15 protein-coding genes are annotated in these 18816 nt (G+C 67.8%); 8 read left to right on the forward strand and 7 right to left on the reverse strand.

Features of this window, described 5'->3' with window-relative positions:
- Nucleotides 1–3: 3 nt before the first annotated feature.
- Nucleotides 4–1092 (reverse strand): iron-sulfur cluster carrier protein ApbC, encoded by a 1089-nt coding sequence (apbC, locus tag WHX56_RS00130; RefSeq protein WP_338879864.1) that lies wholly within the window; start codon nucleotides 1090–1092, stop codon nucleotides 4–6.
- Nucleotides 1093–1192: 100 nt separating this feature from the next.
- On the opposite strand from apbC, the gene WHX56_RS00135 reads away from it, so the two are divergent.
- Together WHX56_RS00135 and metG are read left to right on the forward strand one after the other, a co-directional pair.
- Complete coding sequence (locus WHX56_RS00135) at nucleotides 1193–1468, forward strand: hypothetical protein (RefSeq protein ID WP_129240026.1); 276 nt, start codon at nucleotides 1193–1195, stop codon at nucleotides 1466–1468.
- A gap of 235 nt (nucleotides 1469–1703) precedes the next feature.
- Nucleotides 1704–3770 (forward strand): methionine--tRNA ligase, encoded by a 2067-nt coding sequence (gene metG / locus WHX56_RS00140; protein ID WP_338879865.1) that lies wholly within the window; start codon nucleotides 1704–1706, stop codon nucleotides 3768–3770.
- A gap of 153 nt (nucleotides 3771–3923) precedes the next feature.
- Here the strand turns inward: metG and WHX56_RS00145 are convergent, their stop codons facing one another.
- From WHX56_RS00145 to WHX56_RS00155, 3 genes are all read right to left on the reverse strand, one after another.
- Nucleotides 3924–4670, reverse strand: a complete 747-nt coding sequence (locus tag WHX56_RS00145; RefSeq protein ID WP_338879866.1) for a sulfurtransferase — start codon at nucleotides 4668–4670, stop codon at nucleotides 3924–3926.
- A gap of 82 nt (nucleotides 4671–4752) precedes the next feature.
- The gene (locus WHX56_RS00150; protein WP_338879867.1) at nucleotides 4753–5550 is read right to left on the reverse strand and encodes an META and DUF4377 domain-containing protein; all 798 of its coding nucleotides are present in this window, start codon (nucleotides 5548–5550) and stop codon (nucleotides 4753–4755) included.
- A gap of 47 nt (nucleotides 5551–5597) precedes the next feature.
- Nucleotides 5598–6128, reverse strand: coding sequence for an META domain-containing protein (locus tag WHX56_RS00155; protein WP_129240030.1), 531 nt, complete (start codon nucleotides 6126–6128; stop codon nucleotides 5598–5600).
- 302 nt (nucleotides 6129–6430) lie between these two features.
- Between WHX56_RS00155 and WHX56_RS00160 the strand changes: the two genes are divergently transcribed.
- Nucleotides 6431–7591 carry an acyltransferase gene (locus WHX56_RS00160; protein ID WP_338879868.1) on the forward strand — a complete coding sequence of 387 codons (1161 nt, stop codon included), beginning with the start codon at nucleotides 6431–6433 and terminating at the stop codon, nucleotides 7589–7591.
- Here the strand turns inward: WHX56_RS00160 and WHX56_RS00165 are convergent.
- The gene (locus WHX56_RS00165; protein ID WP_338879869.1) at nucleotides 7572–7958 is read right to left on the reverse strand and encodes a helix-turn-helix transcriptional regulator; all 387 of its coding nucleotides are present in this window, start codon (nucleotides 7956–7958) and stop codon (nucleotides 7572–7574) included. The two genes, WHX56_RS00160 and WHX56_RS00165, sit on opposite strands and share 20 nt — an antisense overlap.
- A 582-nt stretch (nucleotides 7959–8540) precedes the next feature.
- Here WHX56_RS00165 and WHX56_RS00170 point away from each other — a divergent pair.
- Nucleotides 8541–9350, forward strand: a complete 810-nt coding sequence (locus WHX56_RS00170; RefSeq protein ID WP_129240033.1) for a winged helix-turn-helix domain-containing protein — start codon at nucleotides 8541–8543, stop codon at nucleotides 9348–9350.
- A 434-nt stretch (nucleotides 9351–9784) separates the two neighbouring features.
- Complete coding sequence (gene kch / locus WHX56_RS00175) at nucleotides 9785–10996, forward strand: voltage-gated potassium channel protein (RefSeq protein ID WP_129240034.1); 1212 nt, start codon at nucleotides 9785–9787, stop codon at nucleotides 10994–10996.
- A 4-nt stretch (nucleotides 10997–11000) separates the two neighbouring features.
- Here kch and WHX56_RS00180 read toward each other — a convergent pair whose 3' ends face one another.
- Together WHX56_RS00180 and WHX56_RS00185 are read right to left on the reverse strand one after the other, a co-directional pair.
- Complete coding sequence (locus WHX56_RS00180; protein WP_338879870.1) at nucleotides 11001–12605, reverse strand: EAL domain-containing protein; 1605 nt, start codon at nucleotides 12603–12605, stop codon at nucleotides 11001–11003.
- A gap of 59 nt (nucleotides 12606–12664) precedes the next feature.
- The gene (locus WHX56_RS00185; RefSeq protein WP_129240035.1) at nucleotides 12665–13312 is read right to left on the reverse strand and encodes a TetR/AcrR family transcriptional regulator; all 648 of its coding nucleotides are present in this window, start codon (nucleotides 13310–13312) and stop codon (nucleotides 12665–12667) included.
- A gap of 199 nt (nucleotides 13313–13511) precedes the next feature.
- Here WHX56_RS00185 and WHX56_RS00190 point away from each other — a divergent pair, with 199 nt between their 5' ends.
- The 3 genes from WHX56_RS00190 to rbbA are packed head-to-tail and all read left to right on the forward strand — an operon-like array spanning nucleotide 13512 to nucleotide 18815.
- Nucleotides 13512–14987 carry an efflux transporter outer membrane subunit gene (locus WHX56_RS00190; protein WP_129240036.1) on the forward strand — a complete coding sequence of 492 codons (1476 nt, stop codon included), beginning with the start codon at nucleotides 13512–13514 and terminating at the stop codon, nucleotides 14985–14987.
- 22 nt (nucleotides 14988–15009) lie between these two features.
- Complete coding sequence (locus tag WHX56_RS00195; protein WP_338879871.1) at nucleotides 15010–16077, forward strand: HlyD family secretion protein; 1068 nt, start codon at nucleotides 15010–15012, stop codon at nucleotides 16075–16077.
- A complete protein-coding gene (gene rbbA / locus WHX56_RS00200) occupies nucleotides 16077–18815 on the forward strand; it encodes a ribosome-associated ATPase/putative transporter RbbA (RefSeq protein ID WP_338879872.1) in 2739 nt (912 codons plus the stop codon). The genes WHX56_RS00195 and rbbA overlap by 1 nt, the downstream gene beginning before the upstream one ends.
- Nucleotide 18816 lies beyond the last annotated feature (1 nt).

Consider the following 18816-nt stretch of genomic DNA (forward strand, 5'->3'; position numbering starts at 1 on the left):
GCTTCAGGTCGGCTGCTGCACGACGATGGACGGAAACTTGCCCGCCATGTCGCGGGGAAGCGCGGCGACGCCGGCGGCCAGCTTCCTGGCGATGCCGCGATACAGCGCCGCGGCCTCGCTGCCCGCGTCCGACACCACGGTCGGCGTGCCGGCGTCGGTCTGTTCGCGGATCGCCAGGGTCAGCGGCAGGCTGCCCAGCCACGGCGTGTGGTATTGCTCGGCCATGCGCTGGCCGCCGCCCTCGCCGAAAATGTGTTCCGCGTGCCCGCACTGCGAGCAGATGTGGATGGCCATGTTCTCGACCACGCCCAGGATCGGCACGTCGACCTTCTGGAACATGCGCAAGCCCTTGCGCGCGTCCAGCAGGGCCACGTCCTGCGGCGTGGTGACGATGACGGCGCCCACGACGGGCACCTTCTGCGCCAGGGTCAGGGCCACGTCGCCCGTGCCCGGGGGCATGTCGACGATCAGGTAATCGAGATCGCGCCAGTTGGTCTGGCGCAGCAGTTGTTCCAGGGCCTGCGTCACCATCGGGCCGCGCCAGATGGCGGGCGAATCGGCGTCGATCAGGAAGCCGATGGAATTGGCCTGCAGGCCGTGGCCCGTCAGCGGCTCCATGCTCTTGTTGTCCAGGCTCTCGGGGCGGCCCGAGATGCCCAGCATGGTCGGCACGCTGGGGCCGTAGATGTCGGCGTCCAGCAGGCCGACCTTGGCGCCTTCGGCCGCCAGGGCCAGGGCCAGGTTCACCGCCGTGGTGCTCTTGCCCACGCCGCCCTTGCCGGAGGCGACCGCAATAATGTTGCGCACGTTGGGCAGGGGCTTCAGCCCCTTCTGCACCGCGTGGGCGGCCACCTTCCAGGTCACGGAGACCTGCGCGCCGGGCACCCCGGCGTCCGCGAGCGCCGCTTCGGCGATCTGGCGCACCTGATCCTTGACGGCGTCGGCGGGATAGCCCAGTTCCAGCGCCACCGCGACGCGGCCGCCGCCCAACTGGATGTCACGATCTTTTACAGAAACACCCAAATCCAGGCCGGTATTCGGGTCTTGCGCGGCGCGCAGCGCGGCGCGGATGTTTTCTATCGTTATACTCATATCACTGTGGTTCCGTAGGCAGCGCGGCTTCTGCGGGCCGCCATCCCCTAAAGGATAGCGGATACCGGGAACCTTTCGCTGCGTTTTGCATCCGATCTTCATGACCAACACACTTATCCGCTTCTTTCGTGCCGTCCTATTCGCCGCCCTGGCCTTGATCGGCATGGCGATGGCGCTGGTGTTCATGCTTTCCACGGCGATCGCCGTGGCGATCCTGTACGTGGTCGCCAAGGTGCGCGGCAGACCTTTCGGCGTCCGCGCCTATTGGAGCCAGCGCCAGGGCGCCCGCACCGGACCGTTCCAGTCCGCCGCCGCCCCCTTCGCCACGCAACCGCGCGGCGACGTGATCGACGTCGAAGCCCGCGAAATCCGCTGACGGCGGCTTTCCCGATGCCCGCGGCGCAAGCGGGCGTCGGCTTCATGCGTCCGCAAGGCGGCCTCGCCGCCCGATCCCGCCGCTTCCCCTCGCCCTGAATCCCGCCTGATCCGCCCGCCGCGACGGGCGGGCCGAGCCGTGGACGGGCCATTCCCGGCGCCCCCGCCAGGCAAGTCTTCGCCGTTGCCCTAAAATGGCCGGCCAACTCCTTTTCCCTCAACCTCTATCGACAACCATGTCTCGCACCCTTTTTGTCACCACTGCGCTGCCCTACGCCAACGGATCTTTCCACATCGGCCACATCATGGAGTACATCCAGGCCGATATCTGGGTTCGTTCGATGCGAATGGCGGGCCACACGGTGCACTTCGTGGGTGCGGATGACGCGCACGGCGCGCCCATCATGCTGAAGGCGGAAAAGGAAGGCATCACGCCGCAGGCGCTGGTGGCCCGCTACGCCGCGGAACGCCCGCAGTACCTGAACGGTTTCCACATCCGCTTCGACCACTGGCACTCCACCGATTCCGCCGAGAACGTCGCGCTGTCGCACGATATCTACCGCGCGCTGAAGGCCCAGGGCCTGATCGAGACCCGCTCCATCGAGCAGTTCTACGACCCGGTCAAGGGCATGTTCCTGGCCGACCGCTACATCAAGGGCGAATGCCCCAAGTGCCACGCCAAGGACCAGTACGGCGATTCCTGCGAGGTCTGCGGCGCGGTCTACGCGCCCACCGACCTGATCAACCCGTACTCGGCGCTGACCGGCGCCACGCCCGTGCTGAAGTCGTCGGACCACTTCTTCTTCAAGCTGTCCGATCCGCGCTGCGTGGAATTCCTGCAGCAATGGACCACCGGCTCGAACGCCGCCGGCACCAAGCACCTGCAGCCCGAAATGCTGGCCAAGACGCGCGAATGGCTGGGCGCGGACGATGGCGAAGCCAAGCTGGGCGACTGGGACATTTCCCGCGACGCCCCCTATTTCGGCATCGAGATCCCGGATGCGCCGGGCAAGTACTTCTACGTGTGGCTGGACGCGCCGGTGGGCTACCTGGCCTCGCTGAAGTCGTACTGCGCGCTCAAGGGCCTGGATTTCGACGCCCTGCTCGACCCCGCCGGCAGCACCGAACAGGTCCACTTCATCGGCAAGGACATCGTGTACTTCCACGCGCTGTTCTGGCCCGCGATGCTGAAGTTCGCCGGCCGCAAGACGCCGGACGCGGTGAACGTGCACGGTTTCATCACGGTCAGCGGCGAAAAGATGTCCAAGAGCCGCGGCACCGGCATTTCGCCGCTGCGCTACCTGGAACTCGGCATGAACGCCGAGTGGATGCGCTACTACATCGCAGCCAAGCTGAACGCGCGGGTCGAAGACATCGATTTCAATCCCGACGACTTCATCGCCCGGGTCAACAGCGACCTGGTCGGCAAGTACGTCAACATCGCCAGCCGCGCCGCCAGCTTCATCACCAAGCACTTCGACGGCGTGCTGGCCTACGCCGGCGACACCGCCGCGCTGGCCGCGGAATACGCCGAACAGGCGGAATCCATCCGCGCCGCGTTCGAGGCCCGCGAATACAACCGCGCCATCCGCGAGATCATGGCCTACGCCGACCGCATCAACCAGGCGTTCGACACCGCGCAGCCCTGGGTCCTGGCCAAGGGCATCGCCACGGCGGACGACGAACAAAAGACCAGGCTGCAGGACATCTGCTCGCGCTCGCTGGCGGGCTTCAAGGCCCTGTCGGTCATGCTGGCGCCGGTGCTGCCGGCCCTGGCCGAACGCGTGGCGCTGGAACTCTTCGGCGCGCAGGCTCCGTTCACCTGGGCCGACGCCTCGGCGCTGCCGCAGCGCGTGGCGCCGTTCAAGCACCTGATGCAGCGCGTCGAACCGCAGATGCTGGAAGACCTGTTCGAACCGCCCGCCGCCCCGGCGGTGGTGCCCGGCGGCGAACCGCTGACCGACACCATCTCCATCGACGACTTCGCCCGCGTCGACCTGCGCATCGCGCAGATCGTCAACTGCGAACACGTGGAAGGCTCGACCAAGCTGCTGCGCCTGACGCTGGACGTGGGCGAAGGCCGCCACCGCAACGTGTTCTCCGGCATCAAGTCGGCCTACCAGCCCGAAGACCTGATCGGCAAGCTGACCGTCATGGTGGCCAACCTGGCCCCGCGCAAGATGAAGTTCGGCGTATCCGAAGGCATGGTGCTGGCCGCCAGCCATGCGGACGAGTCGGTCGACGCGGGTATCTACGTGCTGGAACCGTTCCCCGGCGCCAAGCCGGGTATGCGGGTGCGGTAATCACTTCCGGGTGTCTGACACCCGGGGAGACGGTCTCAAGCCTGCGGGACTATCTCGTACGGGTGTCAGACACAGGGAGGTGTGGGGCTCGGCCGCCAGTGTCTGACACCCGTACGAGATGTCCTTCCGGGCTGGAGCAGGCCTTCCCGGGTGTCAGACACCCAAAGCGACAGACGGCTCCAACGCCGGATCCAGCGAAACCCGTTCATCGAACACGAAGCACTTGCCCTCGTAGCCCGGGCCGCCGGTTTCCTCGAAGTACTTGAGGATGCCGCCGTCGAGCTGGTAGACGTTCGGGATGCCGGCCTCGTTCATGTAGATGGCCGCCTTTTCGCAGCGGATGCCGCCGGTGCAGAAGCTGACCACGGTCTTGCCTTCGAGTTCGGCGCGGTGCGCCTGCACCGCGGCGGGAAACTGCGTGAAGCGCTCGATGCGCCAGTCGATCGCGTTCGTGAAGGTGCCTTCATCCACTTCGAAGGCGTTGCGGGTGTCCAGCATGACCACCGGGCGCCCCGCGTCGTCCACGCCCTGTTCCAGCCAGCGTGCCAGCGTATGCGCGTCCACGCCGGGCGCCCGCCCCGCCTCGGGGCGGATGGCCGGGTGGTCCATGCGGATGATCTCGCGCTTGACCTTCACCAGCAGCTTGCGGAACGGCACGGCGCCGCTGCGGCTGAACTTCACTTCGAGGTCCGCGAAGCGCGCATCGGCGCGCAGGGCCCCCAGAAAACCGTCGATGCCCTCCGCCGACCCCGCCAGGAACAAGTTGATGCCCTCTTCGGCCAGCAGGATCGTGCCCTTGAGCGCGGCCTGGGCCGCCTCGTCCAGCAGCCGCAGGCGCAGCTCCGGCAGGCAATCCAGGGAAACGAATTTGTAGGCGGCGATATTGACGACGGAAGTCATGGAAAAGCGGCGGAAGACGGACGGCGAAACCCGTAATAGTAATCGCTGGCCGGCCGCCGCCCCCGTCCCGGCTTGACCGCGCTCAACGGGGGACGATTTCCTGTTCGACCACGGCGTCCAGCACCCAGCGCACGGACGAGGCGTCGGCGGGCGGATTCGGGTCCTGCACCTCGACGACGCGCAGCCGGTAGCGGATGCCCGGCTGGAAATGGAAACCGGTTATTTCCCCGTGCCAGAACTGCCAGGGCTGCGAGGCGCTGTCCCTCACCTGATAACACATGGCGCGGCCCGCGCCCGCGCTGCACGGCACCCGTTCCGAGTTCACGTACACCAGCTTGGTCGGCCCCGGCTGGCCGCCGGCGATGGGATCGGTGCGGCGGCCGAAGTCCAGCGTGTCGCCCGAGGCCAGAATCCAGGTCATGCGCTGCGGGTTGTTGGTGCTGTCCACCGAACTGGCCGTGATGCGCGTCATGCCCGCCAGGAAATCCTGTTCCAGCGCCATGCTGTCGGGCGCGCAGGCCATCATCGTCGACACGGGATGGTCGCGCACGATCAGCAGGCCGTTGGCGACCGTGTAGGACGCGCTGTACTGGTTGCACCCCGCGAAACCCGCGATGCGCGGCGCGCCCTGGTCATGGATGAAGCTGACCGTGAGGGGACGCGAATGCGTGGACGGATGCGGCACCGGGCGCAGCGCGCCGCCCGGTTTCGTCCAGCGCGCCAGGTCCCAACTAGTCTGGGCCAGGATGTCCGACGCCGAGGCGGGCTGGAAACGGGGATCCTGTCCGTCGGCGGCGCGCCTGGGCGGCGACGAGCAGGCGGCAAGGCCGACGGCCAGCAGGCAGGGCGCCAGCCAGCGCAGGGAAGCGGAAATGGGCATGGGAATCTCCCGAAAGCAGGCGAAAACGCGTATCGGCCGCCGCGCGCCTACGGCGTCGGGGGATCCTGGCGCCGCGCGAATTCCAGCACGTCGCCGCCGCGCAGGTTGAAGGTCAGGTGCCGCGGCGCGCCGCCGCTGTCCAGCGTGAACGTGTCGATCGCGGCCAGGCCGCGCAGGTAGTCGGCCTCCAGGCGCGCGCGTTCGGGCGGCACGCAGGCCATGCGCGTGGCGGCGGGCGCGTCGATGTAGAGCTTGCCGCCCTCGAGCTTGTACGTCCCCATGTAGCGGTTGCAGCCCGAAAATCCGTTGACGCGGTACTGCTTGCCCTGCGCCAGGAAGGTCAGGCGCACGGGCTCGCCGTTGTCGCCATGGGGAATGTCGCGCAGCGACCCGCCAGGCTGTGTCCAGCGCACCAGTTCCCAACTGGTCTGCGCCAGCGAATCCGCGCTGCTGGCGGCATTGGCCGCGGCCGCGCCTTGCGGCCGCGCGCCGCCGGTCGAGCCTGCGCACCCCGCCAGTGCCGCGGCCAGAAGGCCCAGGCAAAGCAGCCGGCAAGGCGTGGACGTCAGGATAGGCATGAACGGGGCTCCAGAGAATTACATACCCCAACTGTAACCGCCCTTGGGGCATGGCGACTGTGTTCTCCGCCCAACAGCCGTATCCAAAAGCAGCACAGCGGCCATGCCGCCCACTCCGAAGGCATGGCCTGCTGCATCGTAAGCCGCATGGCGGCGGCGGAGGGCGGCGCGCAGAATCGATACGGGTCCACCTCCGGCCGGACCTGGCAGCTCCAGGAAATGGGGAGTCGGCCGCAAGTACCGCAGGCGCAGGTGTCAGGCTCCCCGCAGGACCAAAAAAAACTATTCCTGGAGACATGGCGATGGGCTTCTTGAGAACCTTGTTGGCACTATCGGTGGTGCTGGATCACCTGGGCGGCGGCAATGCGGACCACCTGGTCGGCGGCAGGCTGGCGGTGCAACTGTTCTATGTCATTTCGGGCTTCCTGATTTCCTATGTGCTGACGGCCACCGACCACTACCAGGGCGCGGTGGGCAAGTTCTACGCGAACCGCTTCCTGCGCCTGTTCCCGATCTACCTGGCGGTGGCCGCCATGACGCTCCTCGCCCACGCGGTGAGCGGCGGCGCATTCTTCCGCTTCTACGAAGCGCTGCCCTTCAGCGCCGAACTCTTCCTGATCCTTTCCAATATTTTCATCATGGGCCAGGACTGGCTGATGTTCTTCGGCATCGAACACGCTTCGCTGGCATTCACCGGCAGCTTCGCCCACAGCGAGGTGCCGCTGTACCACGGCCTGCTGGTGCCCCAGGCCTGGACCCTGGGCGTCGAAATGAGTTTCTACCTGGTGGCGCCTTTCGTGCTGGGATCGCCGCGCCGGCTGCTGGCCCTGCTGGCGGCGTCGCTCGCCCTGCGCGGAGTGCTGATCGCGACCGGCATCGGTCTGAGCGATCCCTGGACCTATCGCTTCTTTCCGACGGAACTGGCGCTGTTCCTGATCGGCTCGCTGTCGCACCAGGTCCTGCTGCCGCGCTACAGGACATGGACCCAGAAGGCGAAGCGCCTGCCCGAACTGGGCACGGCGCTGCTGGTCGCGTACTGTATCGCGCACTTCTCGGTCGGCATCAACCCCACGGTGCGCGACGGCCTGGCGGTGCTGCTCTTCGCCGCGCTGCTGCCGCTGGCCTTCCTGTTCCAGTCCCGCCATCGGCTGGACAAGGCGATCGGGGAATTGAGCTACCCGATCTACATCTGCCACTCGCTGGTGATCATGTTCTTCAGTTGGCTGCTCGACGAGGTCAACGTGCACCAGCCCATGCTGTTCTCGGCCTTGGTCATCACGGGCTGTATCGGTTTCTCGGCGCTGCTCAACGGGCTGATCGCGGACCCGGTGGAGCGCCTGCGCAGCCGCCTGCGCACGGACGCCCGCGGCGCGGACGACGGCGCGCAGGCGCCGGCGGCCGGCGGCCGGCAGCGGCCTGCGGCGGCGGCCCAGCCGCTCGGGTCTATTCGCCGCGTGCCTTGATGTAGGCGGCCAGCACCTGCTCGATCTGCCGCTTTTCCTGCGAACTCAAACGGGCATAGGTGGCGTAGGAGACGGTTTCGAAGGGCCAGGCGGCCGGCACGGGAATCCCGCCCGCGCCGCAGGCGGAATCCGCGCTCAGCATCGGCCCCTCGCCGGTGCTGAGCCACATGGGATTGACGCACAGCGCGCGGGTCAGCTTGATGAGCGCGCCGCTGGACGGTTGCCGGCGCTGCCCGCTCTCGTAATTGCCGATAGCGCTTTGGGACAGGTTGCTCGCGACCGCCAAGTCCTTTTGAGTCCATCCCTGAAGCATTCTTGCGTTGCGCAGACGATGGCTAAACGTGTCCAATCGATCAACCTGAGACATTATTAATATGGATTTATGTTTTTTATTAAAGCATCCCGATACTGACGCCAAATAAACGGATTGCGCACCAATTCCCGGGCTAATCCGCAAATCGCGCTATCGGGCCGCCGCGCGCCGTTGCCGGCCGCGCGGATGCCGGGGCGCGCCCCTGATGCGCCCCATAAAATCCATATCTATCATTGACTTGGAAGATTCCAGCTACGTCAAAGCGCAGCCGTGGCCGCATGCGCCGGCCGGCGCGGGAAATGAAAACCGGCGCAAGTTTAGGGCTTTCTTGTATCTGAAATAGAAAATAATGTATCGGCGATACTTAATACGTTGTCGTCCCCAATTTCAAAACAAACACTATTTCAAGCATTTCCCCTCCATTTGATCTTGCACGTAAGTTACCATCGGAAACTAGAGAAACGTATCTTCACAAAAAAACACGCCCGTGTTTAAATGAAACACGGACGTGACTTCCCTGCGGCATCGACGCGCGGATCCGCCGAAAGCCGGCCGCAATGACCTGGACCTGGGCACCAGGCCGGCCGCGCGCCCCTTCGACCAACCCCGCCGGACGGCTGCGTCCTGGAAGCACCCATGAACAACACGCTGGATGTCATTTTTCTTGGCTACGACGACGCCAGACATGCCAGACTCGCCGAGGCCCTGTCTCATCTGGGCTTCAACGTCCGCCGTTGCAATGACCTGGCCAAGGTCTACGAGCGGTATTTCCGCCGCCCCTGCCCCCTGATCGTGCTGGAAGCGCCGCTGCCGGACATCCACAATGCCGCGGTGCGGCTGCGCGCGGCGGACCGCGGCCTGGGCATCGTCGCCATCTCCCCGTTTCCCGATGCCGAAAGCCGCATCCGCACCCTGCTCTGCGGGGCCGACGCCTGTCTGCCCCCGGACGTCACGGGGCTGGAACTGGCCGCGGCGCTGCAGGCCCTGGTGCGCCGGGCCGCCATCCAGGAAAGCGCGGACGTCTTTCCCGAGGCGCATGCGCCCATGGAGGCCGCCCAGGAAACCTGGCGCCTGGCAAACAAGGGATGGACGCTGGTCAGCCCGGACGGCCGCACGCTCGGCCTGACCACGGGCGAACGCGACTTCCTGTCGCGGCTGGTGGATTCTCCCGACCGCAAGGTCAGCCGCGACGCATTCCACGCCGACGGGGCCGACGAAACGGACAGCGGCATCACGCGGCGCCGCTTCGTGGACGTGATGATCAGCCGCCTGCGCCGCAAGGCGGCCGCCCACCACATGGCCTTGCCGATCCGCGCCGTGCACGGCTGGGGCTATATGTTCGCCGCGGACATCGCGTTCGACCTGGAGTTTCGGGCGGTGGGGGAAGAAAGCCGGATGGAAGCGCTGGACGACTGGCGCCGGGAGATGGCGGACGCGTCTTCGTGACGGGGCCGGTCCGGCGGCGCGCCGCGGCCGGACGAAAAAAACGCGGCGCTGCCCCGAAAGGTAAGACGCCGCGCTAAAACAACACGTGAACCTGGAGTCATCAGCCGGCACTGATGCCTTCTACCTGGCCCACGCGATTCCAACATTCGTGCCTCATACTGCTCACGCACGGCCAAGCCGTGAACCCGTGCGGGGTCTCTAGTCCCTGCACAGACTGCAGCGTGATCAACGCCAGACGATGAACCCGCCCCGACAGACCGGCGAGCGCACCGCCCTTATCAGCGGCGATCCTTGCGGATAGCCGCGTGATGCAGGAAGTTTAGGACCTCGGGCAGCTTTCCAGTAATTCTTTGTTGATAGTCTTCTATACATATCCGGTATGGGACACCCTGGGTATGCGCACATCTTAAAATGCCGCCAAAGGACCCGCTCCCATGCCGATCATGCCCGTTCCCTTCATGCGCCGCGTCCGGAAACTGCTGGCGCTGTTTCCGCCCAACTGGTGCCTGGCCATCCTGGTGGCGCTGGACGGCTATGCCTTCATGCACCCGGTGCTGCGCGAAGTGCGCGCGCGGGAGTATTCGTTCTGGCTCGCCATCGACAACTGGCACGAGGTCATGCGGGTGGTCGGCCTGCTGGAGATCCCGCGCCTGGTGCTGGGAATGGGGCTGCAGGTCATCGCGCTGGGCCTGATCCTCAAGGCCCGCATCGCCTGGGCGTTTTCGCTGGTGCTGCTGATCGGCATCGGCACGTTCGCCATACTGGACGACCACGGCCGGGCCGGCCTGGGCATCTACACGCTGGTCCTCGTCATCGCGCTGATCGCCTACTGGCGGCGCTTCGACCGGGCCAGCGTCACCGCGGGCTCGCTGTTCGCCGTGGTGAGCATGCTGTCTCTGGTGATCTACGCGGTCTTCGGCACGCTCTACCTGGGCAGCGAATTCAACCCGCCGATCCGGGATGCCGGGACGGCCTTCTATTTCTCGATCGTATCCATGTCCACGGTGGGATACGGCGACATCACGCCCCACACGGGCACCGCGCGGCTGTTCACCGCGTCGATTATCATCCTGGGCATCACCATATTCGCCACCTCCATCAGCGCGATCGCCGGACCGGTGATCGGCGGCAATCTGAAACGGCTGGTCAAAGGCAAGTTTTCCACCGCCATGCGCAAGAACCACATCATCATCGCGGGCGCGACGCCCCTGGCGCTGAGCGTCTACGATGGCCTGCGCCGCCGCGGCGACGAGGTCACCGTCATCGTGCCCGCCGGCACGGCGCAGGAGTACCCGGCGGCCGCCGACCTGATCGAGGGCGACGCGTCCAGCGTGGAAGTGCTGCGCAACGCGGGCGTGGCCCGCGCGCGCTACGTGCTGGCGCTGCGCGACGACGACGCCGAGAACGCGTTCATCGTGCTGGCCGCGAAGGAAGCGACGGGCGACACCGGCGCCAAGACGGTGGCGCTGGTCAACACCAGCAAGCACCTCGAGAAAATCCGCCGCGTGCAGCCGGACCTGGTGTTCTCGGTGCAGTTGCTGGGCGCGGAATTGCTGGCGCGCGCCATCAGCGGCGAACCCATGGACAGCCAGACCATCACCGACCTGTTCTTCACCAAGGCCGCTCCGGGCGGCAAGGCGGCTTGAGCCCCTACCCCGCTTGGCCGGCGGCGCCCGCCTGCGCGTCCTCGGCGTACCAGCGCGCGAACTCGGCCGACGGCATGGGCCGCGCAAAGAAGTATCCCTGGATGAAGGCGACCCCGCGCGCCTTCAGGTAGTCGAACTGGCGCTGGGTCTCCACGCCCTCGGCCACCACCGCCAGCCCCAGGCGGCTGGACAGAGTGATGATCACGTCCAGCACCGGCGCCTCTTCGCCCGCCGATTCGATGGCCTGCACGAAACCCTTGTCGATTTTCAGGTAATCCACCGGAAACTCCTGCAAGTACGAAAGCGAGCAGTGCCCCGTGCCGAAGTCGTCGATGGCCACCCGCAAGCCCTTGGCGCGCAGGGCGTCGATATTGCGCCGGGCCTGCCCGTTGTCGGAGATCAGGCTGCGTTCCGTGATTTCGAGCACGATCAGCGGGCGGCGCGCCGCGACGCTCGCGACGAACGCCTGGATGTCGGGCACCAGCCCGGCGCTGGACAGGTGCTCGGGCGCGATGTTCACGCCGATGCGGAAGTCCGGCGGCGTGGCCCAGGTCCGCACGTCGCGCTCGATCAGCGTCAACAGGTGCCGGGTCAGCGCAACGATCATGCCTTCCGCCTCGGCCGCCGCGATGAAGATGTCCGGACGCACCGGGCCCACGCCGGGCCGCTCCCAGCGCATCAGCGCCTCGACGCCTTCGCACCGGCCCGTGGCCTGCCCGTACAACGGCTGGTAATGCACCTGGAACTCGTCGGCCCGCATGGCGCGGCGCAATTGCTCCTTGAACGACTGCCGGCTGGATTGCAGGCGATACGCGCCCAGCGCCAGGCCCGCCCCGATCAACAGCGCCGCCGGAAGATACGTCAACATGGACCGCGACCACGCCTGCACGAGCGCCTCGGGCGGCACCATCACGTCGATGGCGAGCGCCGCTCCGCCCGGCCCGCTGGCGGTTTCCCGGTACAGCGGCATGGCGGGCGCCGCCGAACGCCCCCAGGAGTCGCTGCGGATCGGCGCGCCCTTGCCCACGATGAGTTCGAGCTGCAGGTCGCCCATGGTGGCGACGGCATTCAGAAGATCCTGGACATAGCGGCCGTCCACCTCGACGATGCCGCTATACCCGTCCGGACGGGATTTGCCCACCAGGACGGCCGGGCGGTCGGGAGCCAGGGGCGTGCCGGTCACCGTGAGCGGCCAGACGTCCGGCGATATGCGGACGGGCCATCGGCTGAAATCGTCGACCGAGGCATCCACCCCGCCCAGCGCCGACGAGCAATAGACGCGGCCGTCGCGGGCCAGGACCAGGGACCGGAAATACGGATTGAGCGCGCCCCAGCGCTGCAGGTCGGGCAGCAGTTCGGCGCACGGCCCGGACGCCAGCCCCGCTACCCGCTCCACCATGTCCCAGGACTGGGAGAGAATGCTCTCGGCCTGGACGCGCACGATGCGCGCCGCCATTCCGGCTTCCTGCCGCTGGACGCTGTTCGCATGCAGCCAGGTCCATACCACGCAGACGAGGACGGGAAGCGCCAGGGCCAGCGCCACGGGAAGATAGCGCCAGGACGGCCCGCCGACCGTCATTCCCGAAGTAGGCGCATCGCCTCGTCGCATAGCTCGTCCATGGCTGCCGCAGGGCCCAGCCTGGATAGGACACTATGGCGTCCGCAACGTCAAGAAGCCTGGCCCGCGCCTGGAGGAACCGGCGCGGCGGGCGGGCGCAACAATTCGCAGATCAGCGCCACGTGCGCCTGGCGGCGCTCCGGAAGATCGATGCGTTCGCCCGGACCGAACAGCGCCGACATGACGAGCGTATGGACGATGGGCGACAGCAGCAGCCAGGGGTGGTCCCGCGCCACGCAATCGCCGCAAAGGCCGCGCGCCCGCGCGCGTTCCAGCAGCCGGGCCATGTCGGCCTGGTGCGCGTCCGCGGTGTCGCTGCGCCAGCGCGCCGCCAGGTGCGGCACCCGGCCGCTTTCGGCCAGCAGCAGGCGCAGGGTGCTGACCATGGCGGGGTTGCCCAGGCTGACGTAGAGATGATTGACGATGCGCTCGGCCAGATGGCGTGGCGTCGCGGCGCCGTCCACCACGGCGTCGACGTCCAGCCGCGATGGGCTCAGGTGCCGCGCCAGCAGGGCTTCGAAGACGGCCTCCTTGCTGTCGAAATGCGCGTATAGCCCCCCCTTGGACAGCCCCGCGCGCAGCGCGATGTCATCCATCCTGGCGCCGGCGTAGCCGGCCTGCGAGAATTCCTGCAGCGCGGCGTCGAGAATCTGCCCGACCCGCACGGCCTGCGGAAGACGACGGCGCTGCGTGTTCATCCTGCTGCTCCCTCCATGCATACAATGCATTAAAAACCGACCGGTCAGTCGCTAACTTGATCCAGGTCAAGGAATGCGCAGGCGCGGTTAGGCACAATACGGACATGACCTTGGTGTCGGGTGGTCCGTCCCGAAGGCGGCGCCACAAGCCTGCCTACCCGGGGCGGCCCCCGGCGCCCTCGCGCTGGAGAAACCTCGCATGACACGTCGCCCGTTTCCGGCCTCGATCGCCGCGCGTCTCGCGCCCGCCGCCCTGCTGGTGCTGCTGGCCGGCGGCTGCGTCTCGCTGGCGCCCGACTACCACCGCCCCGCCCTGCCCGTGCCCGCCACCTACGCGGCCGGCGATTCCGGCGCCGCGGCGGCCACGGCGGCGGCCGACATCGGCTGGCAAACCTACTTCCCCGACCCCGTGCTTCAAGGGCTGATCGCCACCGCCCTGGACAACAACCGCGACCTGCGCAACGCGCTGCTGCGCGTCGAAGAGGCGCGCGCGCTGTACGGCATCCAGCGCGCGGACCAGTTCCCCACCATCGGCGCGCAGGCCGACGGGTCCCGCTCCCGCGTGCCAGGCGACCTGAACCTCACCGGGCAACCGCAGGTGACCAGCCAATACCAGGTGGGACTTGGAATGGCCAGTTGGGAACTCGATTTCTGGGGCCGGGTGCGCAACCTGAAGGATGCCGCGCTGCAGAACTACCTGGCGTCCGACGCGGCCGCCCGGGCCGCCACGCTGAGTCTCGTCGCCGAAGTGGCGGACAGCTACCTCTCGCTGCGCGAACTGGACGAACGCCTGGCGCTGACCCGCGAAACCATCGCCTCGCGCGAAGAGTCGCTGCGCATCTTCCGCCGCCGCTACGAAGTGGGCGCCATCTCGAAGCTGGACCTCACCCAGGTCGAAACGCTGTGGCAGCAGGCCAAGGCGCTGGGCGCCGACCTGGAACAGGCCCGCGCCGAACAGGCCCATGCGCTGGAACTGCTGCTGGGCGCGCCGCTGGACCTGCCCGGGATGCCTCCCCGCCTGGACGACGGCACGGTCATGCTCGATCTGCCGCCCGGACTGCCGTCGGAGCTTCTGGTCAACCGCCCCGACATCGTCGCCGCCGAACACCGCCTGCGGGCCTCGAACGCCAATATCGGCGCGGCCCGCGCCGCCTTCCTGCCCAGCATCACCCTGACCGGCGCGTTCGGCACCGCCAGCGCCGAACTGGACGGCCTGTTCGCGGGCGGCAGCCGCGCCTGGAATTTCGCGCCCAGCATCAGCCTGCCGCTCTTCGACGCCGGCCGCCGCAGCGCTACCGTGGACCTGGCCGAAGCGCGGCGCGACCAGGCCGTGGCCAGTTACGAACAGACCATACAGACGGCGTTCAAGGACGTGTCCGACGCCCTGTCCGCCCGCCGCTGGCTGGCGGAGCAAGTGGACGTGCTGCGCGCCACCGTGGCGGCGCAAAGCGAACGCGCCCGCCTGGCGCAACTGCGCTATGACCACGGCGCGTCGCCGTACCTGGAAGTGCTGGACGCCCAGCGCGACCTGCTCGCGGCCCAGCAGAAGCTCGCGCAGACGCGCCGCGCCCTGCTGTCCAGCCGGGTCAGGCTGTACGCCGCGCTGGGCGGCGGCACGCAAGCCCCCGCCCCGGCCCAGGCCGCCGCGGTCCCGCAAGACGCCAGCCCCCGATAACTGAGAACCAAGGATCCTTCCGATGCGCCTGCCCACCCGAAAACTGGTCCCCGTCCTGGTTGTCCTGGCCGTCGCCGCTGCCGGTTATTACGGCTGGCGGATGCTTTCCGACAGCGGCCCGGGCGCCGGCTTCGTCAGCGGCAACGGCCGCATCGAAGCCACCGAGATCGACGTGGCGGCCAAGCTGGCGGGCCGCGTGCAGGAAGTGCTGGCCTCCGAAGGCGATTTCGTCACCGCGGGCCAGCCGCTGGCGCGCATGCAGATCGACACGCTGCAGGCCCAGCGCGAAGAGGCCCGCGCCCAGCACCAGCAGGCCGTCAACGCCGCGGCCAGCGCCCGCGCGCAGGTCGTCCAGCGCGAAAGCGACAAGCTGGCGGCCGAGGCCGTGGTGGTGCAGCGGGAAAGCGAACTGGACGCCGCCCGGCGCCGCCTCGCGCGCTCCGAGGCCCTGTCCAAGGAAGGCGCGTCCTCGATCCAGGAACTGGACGACGACCGCGCCCGCATGCGCAGCGCGCAGGCCGCCGTGCATGCCTCCCGCGCGCAGGTGAACGCGGCCCAGGCGGCCATCGACGCCGCGCGCGCCGCGCAGGTCGGCGCGGAATCCGCCGTCACGGCGGCGCAGGCCACCATCGCGCGCATCGAGGCCGACATCGCCGACAGCGAATTGCGCGCCCCGCGCGACGGCCGGGTGCAGTATCGGGTGGCGCAGCCGGGCGAAGTCCTGGGCGCCGGCGGCAAGGTGCTGAACATGGTGGACCTGGCCGACGTCTACATGACGTTCTTCCTGCCCGAGCAGGCGGCGGGCCGCGTGGCCATGGGCCAGGACGTGCGCATCATCCTGGACGCCGCGCCCCAGTACGTCATCCCCGCCAAGGTGTCCTTCGTGGCGAGCACCGCGCAGTTCACCCCCAAGACCGTGGAAACCGCCAGCGAACGGCAGAAGCTGATGTTCCGGGTCAAGGCCCAGATCAGCCCCGAACTGCTGCAGCGGCATCTTCAGCAGGTCAAGACCGGCCTGCCGGGCGTGGCCTGGCTCAAGCTGGACGCCGACGCCCAATGGCCCGCCAACCTTGAAGCCAAGGTGCCCTGATGGCGCCCGAGCAGACCGCCCCCGTCGTCACGCTGTCCGGCGTCAGCCTGCGCTACGGCAAGACGGTCGCGCTGGACGGCATCACGCTCGACATCCCCGCTGGCCGCATGGTGGGGCTGATCGGCCCCGACGGCGTGGGCAAGTCCAGCCTGCTGGCGCTGGCGGCCGGCGCCCGCAAGATACAGGAAGGCAAGGTCGAGGTGCTGGGCGGCGACATGGCCGGCAGCCGCCACCGCGATGCCGTGTGCCCGCGCATCGCCTACATGCCGCAGGGCCTGGGCAAGAACCTGTATCCCACCCTGTCGGTCGAAGAGAACCTGCAATTCTTCGGACGCCTGTTCGGCCACGACGAGGCCGAGCGCCGCCGCCGCATCGACAGCCTGACCCGCAGCACGGGCATGTCGGCCTTCCTGTCGCGGCCCGCCGGCAAGCTGTCCGGCGGCATGAAGCAGAAGCTGGGGCTGTGCTGCGCGCTGATCCACGACCCCGACCTGCTGATCCTGGACGAACCCACCACCGGCGTGGATCCGCTGGCGCGCGCGCAGTTCTGGGACCTGATCAACCAGATCCGCCGCGAACGCAGCGGCATGAGCGTCATCGTCGCCACGGCCTATATGGACGAAGCGCAGCGCTTCGACTGGCTGATCGCCATGGACGAAGGCCGGGTGCTGGCCACCGGCACGCCCGCCGAACTGGAACGGCGCACCGGCGCGGATTCCCTGGAGGCCGCCTTCATCGCGCTGCTGCCCGAGGCGAAGCGGCGCGGCCACAAACCCGTGGAAATCGTGCCGCTGGCGGTCGGCGACGACGCCGAGGTCGCCATCGAAGCGCGCGACCTCACCATGAAGTTCGGCGATTTCGTCGCGGTGGACCACGTCAATTTCCGCATCCGGAAAGGCGAAATATTCGGGTTCCTGGGCTCCAACGGCTGCGGCAAGTCCACCACCATGAAAATGCTGACGGGCCTCTTGCCCGCCAGCGAGGGGCAGGCCTGGCTGTTCGGCGCGGAAGTCGATCCCAGGAACATCGATACCCGCCGCCGGGTGGGCTATATGTCGCAGGCGTTTTCGCTGTACGGCGAACTGACGGTCAGGCAGAACCTGGTGCTGCACGCTCGCCTGTTCCACGTGCCCGAGGCCGATATCCCGGCCCGCGTGGACGAGATGGTGGCGCGCTTCGACCTGGGCGAGGTGCTGGACGCCCTGCCGGAGAACCTGCCGATGGGGGTGCGCCAGCGCCTGTCGCTGGCGGTGGCCATGGTGCACCGGCCCGAACTGCTGATCCTGGACGAACCCACCTCGGGCGTGGACCCCGTCGCGCGCGATGGATTCTGGCGCCTGCTCATCGCGCTGGCGCGGCAGGACCAGGTCACCATCTTCATCTCCACGCATTTCATGAACGAGGCGCAGCGCTGCGACCGCATGTCGCTGATGCACGCCGGCAAGGTGCTGGTCAGCGCCTCGCCCGACGAGATCACCCGGATGCGCGGCGCGAAGACGCTGGAAGAGGCCTTCATCGCCTATCTGATCGATGCCGGCGCGGGCACCCAGGCGGAAGCGGCCACGCCCGAAGACACCGCCGCGCCCGAATCCGCCCCCGAGCCCGAGCGCCGCGGATTCAGCCTGCAGCGCATGCTGAGCTATATGTGGCGCGAATCGCTGGAACTGCGCCGCGACCCCGTGCGCGCGACGCTGGCCCTGGCCGGGTCGCTCCTGCTGATGTTCGTGATGGGGTTCGGCATCAGCCTGGACGTGGAGGACCTGCGCTATGCGGTCATGGACCGCGACCAGACCGGGCTGAGCCAGAACTACAGCCTGAACCTGGCCGGCTCGCGCTACTTCATCGAACATCCGCCCATCTCGGATTACGCCGACATGGACGCGCGCATGCGCAGCGGCGAGCTGTCGCTGGCCATCGAGATTCCGCAAGGATTCGCCCGCGACGTGCAGCGCGGCGCCAGCGCGCAGATCGGCGTCTGGATCGACGGCGCGATGCCGCAGCGAGCCGAAACCATCCGCGGCTACGTCATGGGCATGCACCAGGGCTGGCTGATGCAGCAGGCGCGCGAGCGGCTGGGCGCCAGCGCCGCGCTGCCCGTGGACATCGAAACGCGCTTCCGCTACAACCCGGACGTGCGCAGCCTGCCCGCCATGGTGCCCGCCGTGATTCCCCTGCTGCTGCTGATGATGCCCGCGATGCTGACCGCGCTGGCGGTGGTGCGCGAAAAGGAACTGGGCTCCATCATCAACCTCTACGTCACCCCGGTGACGCGGCTGGAATTCCTGCTGGGCAAGCAGGCGCCCTACGTGGCGCTGGCCATGCTGAACTTCCTGTTGATGACCTTGCTGGCCGTGACGCTGTTCGGCGTCCCCATCACCGGGAGCTTTCCCACACTGTTGCTGGCCGCGCTGATCTACAACGTGGTCGCCACCGCCATCGGCCTGCTGGCTTCCACCTTCACCCGCAGCCAGATCGCGGCGCTGTTCTTCACCATGATCGGAACGCTGGTGCCCGCGGTGCAGTTCGCGGGGCTGCTCAACCCCGTCTCTTCGCTGGAAGGCGCCGGCCGGCTGATCGGCCAGGTCTACCCCGCCACGCACATGCTCACCATCAGCCGCGGCGTATTCAGCAAGGCCCTGGACTTCTCGAACCTGCAAAGCTCGTTCTGGCCCTTGCTGGCGGCGATTCCCATCGTCCTCGGCGCCTCGGCGCTCCTGCTGAAGAAACAGGAGACCTGAC

Origin of the sequence: Achromobacter veterisilvae, from assembly GCF_037619525.1 — a bacterium.
GTDB classification, from domain to species: Bacteria; Pseudomonadota; Gammaproteobacteria; order Burkholderiales; family Burkholderiaceae_B; genus Achromobacter; species Achromobacter veterisilvae.